Origin of the sequence: Streptomyces sp. NPDC004610, from assembly GCF_040609715.1 — a bacterium.
Taxonomy (GTDB): domain Bacteria; phylum Actinomycetota; class Actinomycetes; order Streptomycetales; family Streptomycetaceae; genus Streptomyces.
This window is the reverse complement of record NZ_JBEXLA010000085.1, coordinates 1-5,235: the sequence shown is the minus strand read 5'-3', so window position 1 is coordinate 5,235 and position 5,235 is coordinate 1. Positions and strand designations below refer to the sequence as shown.

Here is a 5,235-nt window from a genome sequence, read left to right as displayed (position 1 = left end):
GGAGGAAAGCCCGAGAGGGTGAGTACAAAGGAAGCGTCCGTTCCTTGAGAACTCAACAGCGTGCCAAAAATCAACGCCAGATATGTTGATACCCCGACACTGGAAGCCTTGTGTTTCTGGTGGCAGGGTTCCTTTGAAATAAACACAGCGAGGACGCTGTGAACGACCGGGCTTATTCCGTCTGGTTGTTCCGCTCTCGTGGTGTTGGACCGGATGACCGGTTGACATTCACGGAGAGTTTGATCCTGGCTCAGGACGAACGCTGGCGGCGTGCTTAACACATGCAAGTCGAACGATGAACCGGTTTCGGCCGGGGATTAGTGGCGAACGGGTGAGTAACACGTGGGCAATCTGCCCTTCACTCTGGGACAAGCCCTGGAAACGGGGTCTAATACCGGATATCACTTCTGCCTGCATGGGTGGGGGTTGAAAGCTCCGGCGGTGAAGGATGAGCCCGCGGCCTATCAGCTTGTTGGTGAGGTAGTGGCTCACCAAGGCGACGACGGGTAGCCGGCCTGAGAGGGCGACCGGCCACACTGGGACTGAGACACGGCCCAGACTCCTACGGGAGGCAGCAGTGGGGAATATTGCACAATGGGCGGAAGCCTGATGCAGCGACGCCGCGTGAGGGATGACGGCCTTCGGGTTGTAAACCTCTTTCAGCAGGGAAGAAGCGAAAGTGACGGTACCTGCAGAAGAAGCGCCGGCTAACTACGTGCCAGCAGCCGCGGTAATACGTAGGGCGCAAGCGTTGTCCGGAATTATTGGGCGTAAAGAGCTCGTAGGCGGCTTGTCACGTCGGGTGTGAAAGACCGGGGCTTAACCCCGGTTCTGCATTCGATACGGGCTAGCTAGAGTTCGGTAGGGGAGATCGGAATTCCTGGTGTAGCGGTGAAATGCGCAGATATCAGGAGGAACACCGGTGGCGAAGGCGGATCTCTGGGCCGATACTGACGCTGAGGAGCGAAAGCGTGGGGAGCGAACAGGATTAGATACCCTGGTAGTCCACGCCGTAAACGGTGGGAACTAGGTGTTGGCGACATTCCACGTCGTCGGTGCCGCAGCTAACGCATTAAGTTCCCCGCCTGGGGAGTACGGCCGCAAGGCTAAAACTCAAAGGAATTGACGGGGGCCCGCACAAGCAGCGGAGCATGTGGCTTAATTCGACGCAACGCGAAGAACCTTACCAAGGCTTGACATACACCGGAAACGGCCGGAGACGGTCGCCCCCTTGTGGTCGGTGTACAGGTGGTGCATGGCTGTCGTCAGCTCGTGTCGTGAGATGTTGGGTTAAGTCCCGCAACGAGCGCAACCCTTGTTCTGTGTTGCCAGCATGCCTTTCGGGGTGATGGGGACTCACAGGAGACCGCCGGGGTCAACTCGGAGGAAGGTGGGGACGACGTCAAGTCATCATGCCCCTTATGTCTTGGGCTGCACACGTGCTACAATGGCCGGTACAATGAGCTGCGATACCGTGAGGTGGAGCGAATCTCAAAAAGCCGGTCTCAGTTCGGATTGGGGTCTGCAACTCGACCCCATGAAGTCGGAGTTGCTAGTAATCGCAGATCAGCATTGCTGCGGTGAATACGTTCCCGGGCCTTGTACACACCGCCCGTCACGTCACGAAAGTTGGTAACACCCGAAGCCGGTGGCCCAACCCCTCGGGGAGGGAGCTGTCGAAGGTGGGACTAGCGATTGGGACGAAGTCGTAACAAGGTAGCCGTACCGGAAGGTGCGGCTGGATCACCTCCTTTCTAAGGAGCACTTCTCACCAGCTTCGGCTGGTCAGAGGCCAGTACACCGGCGAGTGTCCGGTGCTGGTTGCTCATGGGTGGAACGTTGATTATTCGGTCTGGATCCGGTTTCGGAGTCTGCTAGTACTGCTCGTCAGAGCGTGGAACGTGGTGCTTCGGGGCGGGTGTGGGCCGGGCACGCTGTTGGGTGTCTGAGGGAATGAATTTTCCTTCGGTTGCCGGCCCCGGTGTTCTTGCCCCTGTGTGGGCAGGGTGACGGGTGGTTGGTCGTTGTTTGAGAACTGCACAGTGGACGCGAGCATCTGTGGCCAAGTTTTTAAGGGCGCACGGTGGATGCCTTGGTACCAGGAACCGATGAAGGACGTGGGAGGCCGCGATAGTCCCCGGGGAGTCGTCAACCAGGCTTTGATCCGGGGGTTTCCGAATGGGGAAACCCGGCAGTCGTCATGGGCTGTCACCCATGCCTGAACACATAGGGCATGTGGAGGGAACGAGGGGAAGTGAAACATCTCAGTACCCTCAGGAAGAGAAAACAACCGTGATTCCGGGAGTAGTGGCGAGCGAAACCGGATGAGGCCAAACCGTATGCGTGTGAGACCCGGCAGGGGTTGCGTATACGGGGTTGTGGGATCTCTTGTCTGTCGTCTGCCGGCGGCAGGGCGAGTCATAAACCGTTGATGTAGGCGAAGGACATGCGAAAGGTCCGGCGTAGAGGGTAAGACCCCCGTAGCTGAAACATTGACGGCTCGTTTGAGAGACACCCAAGTAGCACGGGGCCCGAGAAATCCCGTGTGAATCTGGCGGGACCACCCGCTAAGCCTAAATATTCCCTGGTGACCGATAGCGGATAGTACCGTGAGGGAATGGTGAAAAGTACCCCGGGAGGGGAGTGAAATAGTACCTGAAACCGTGTGCCTACAAGCCGTGGGAGCGTCGGAATGTGCTTGCACATTCTCGTGACTGCGTGCCTTTTGAAGAATGAGCCTGCGAGTTTGCGGTGTGTTGCGAGGTTAACCCGTGTGGGGTAGCCGTAGCGAAAGCGAGTCCGAAGAGGGCGATTCAGTAGCATGCTCAAGACCCGAAGCGGAGTGATCTAGCCATGGGCAGGTTGAAGCGGAGGTAAGACTTCGTGGAGGACCGAACCCACCAGGGTTGAAAACCTGGGGGATGACCTGTGGTTAGGGGTGAAAGGCCAATCAAACTCCGTGATAGCTGGTTCTCCCCGAAATGCATTTAGGTGCAGCGTCGTGTGTTTCTTGCCGGAGGTAGAGCACTGGATAGGCGATGGGCCCTACCGGGTTACTGACCTTAGCCAAACTCCGAATGCCGGTAAGTGAGAGCGCGGCAGTGAGACTGTGGGGGATAAGCTCCATGGTCGAGAGGGAAACAGCCCAGAGCATCGACTAAGGCCCCTAAGCGTACGCTAAGTGGGAAAGGATGTGGAGTCGCAGAGACAACCAGGAGGTTGGCTTAGAAGCAGCCACCCTTGAAAGAGTGCGTAATAGCTCACTGGTCTAGTGATTCCGCGCCGACAATGTAGCGGGGCTCAAGCGTACCGCCGAAGTCGTGTCATTCATACATGAGGGCCAACGCCCGTATGGATGGGTAGGGGAGCGTCGTCTGCCGGGTGAAGCAGCCGCGTAAGCGAGTTGTGGACGGTTGACGAGTGAGAATGCAGGCATGAGTAGCGATTCACACGTGGGAAACGTGTGCGCCGATTGACTAAGGGTTCCTGGGTCAAGCTGATCTGCCCAGGGTAAGTCGGGACCTAAGGCGAGGCCGACAGGCGTAGTCGATGGATAACCGGTTGATATTCCGGTACCCGCTGTAGAGCGTCAAACATTGAATCCAGTGATGCTAAGCCCGTGAAGCCGTCGTGTGCGTCTTCGGACAAGCATGAAGTGGTGGAGCCGGTGGCCCGAGCTGGTAGTAGGTGAGTGATGGGGTGACGCAGGAAGGTAGTCCATCCCGGGCGGTGGTTGTCCCGGGGTAAGGGTGTAGGACGTCAGGCAGGTAAATCCGCCTGGCACATAGTCTGAGACCTGATGCCGAGCCGATTGTGGTGAAGTGGATGATCCTATGCTGTCGAGAAAAGCCTCTAGCGAGTTTTATGGCGGCCCGTACCCTAAACCGACTCAGGTGGTCTGGTAGAGAATACCGAGGCGTTCGGGTGAACTATGGTTAAGGAACTCGGCAAAATGCCCCCGTAACTTCGGGAGAAGGGGGGCCATTTCCGGTGATCCGTTTTACACGGTGAGCTGGGGGTGGCCGCAGAGACCAGCGAGAAGCGACTGTTTACTAAAAACACAGGTCCGTGCGAAGCCGTAAGGCGATGTATACGGACTGACGCCTGCCCGGTGCTGGAACGTTAAGGGGACCGGTTAGCTCCATTTCGGTGGGGCGAAGCTGAGAACTTAAGCGCCAGTAAACGGCGGTGGTAACTATAACCATCCTAAGGTAGCGAAATTCCTTGTCGGGTAAGTTCCGACCTGCACGAATGGCGTAACGACTTCTCGACTGTCTCAACCATAGGCCCGGTGAAATTGCACTACGAGTAAAGATGCTCGTTTCGCGCAGCAGGACGGAAAGACCCCGGGACCTTTACTACAGTTTGATATTGGTGTTCGGTTCGGCTTGTGTAGGATAGCTGGGAGACTTTGAACTCTGGACGCCAGTTCAGGGGGAGTCGTCGTTGAAATACCAGTCTGGTCGTGCTGGATGTCTAACCCGCGCCCGTGATCCGGGTGGGGGACAGTGTCTGATGGGTAGTTTAACTGGGGCGGTTGCCTCCTAAAGGGTAACGGAGGCGCCCAAAGGTTCCCTCAGCCTGGTTGGTAATCAGGTGTTGAGTGTAAGTGCACAAGGGAGCTTGACTGTGAGACCGACGGGTCGAGCAGGGACGAAAGTCGGGACTAGTGATCCGGCGGTGGCTTGTGGAAGCGCCGTCGCTCAACGGATAAAAGGTACCCCGGGGATAACAGGCTGATCTTCCCCAAGAGTCCATATCGACGGGATGGTTTGGCACCTCGATGTCGGCTCGTCGCATCCTGGGGCTGGAGTCGGTCCCAAGGGTTGGGCTGTTCGCCCATTAAAGCGGTACGCGAGCTGGGTTTAGAACGTCGTGAGACAGTTCGGTCCCTATCCGCTGTGCGCGTAGGAGTCTTGAGAAGGGCTGTCCCTAGTACGAGAGGACCGGGACGGACGAACCTCTGGTGTGCCAGTTGTCCTGCCAAGGGCATGGCTGGTTGGCTACGTTCGGGAGGGATAACCGCTGAAAGCATCTAAGCGGGAAGCCTGCTTCGAGATGAGGACTCCCACCCCCCTGGAGGGGTTAAGGCTCCCAGTAGACGACTGGGTTGATAGGCCGGATCTGGAAGCCAGGTAACTGGTGGAGGTGACCGGTACTAATAGGCCGAGGGCTTGTCCTCAGTTGCTCGCGTCCACTGTGTTGGTTCTGAAACCACGAACAACCCCACCCGAA

General features: G+C 57.5%; 2 rRNA genes. Both read left to right on the top strand.

The window, feature by feature from the left end:
* Positions 1-227 precede the first annotated feature (227 nt).
* Positions 228-1,754 (top strand): 16S ribosomal RNA (locus tag ABZX40_RS41420).
* Positions 1,755-2,060: 306 nt separating this feature from the next.
* Positions 2,061-5,182 (top strand): 23S ribosomal RNA (locus tag ABZX40_RS41415).
* Together the 16S and 23S rRNA genes form the textbook arrangement of a ribosomal RNA operon.
* Positions 5,183-5,235 lie beyond the last annotated feature (53 nt).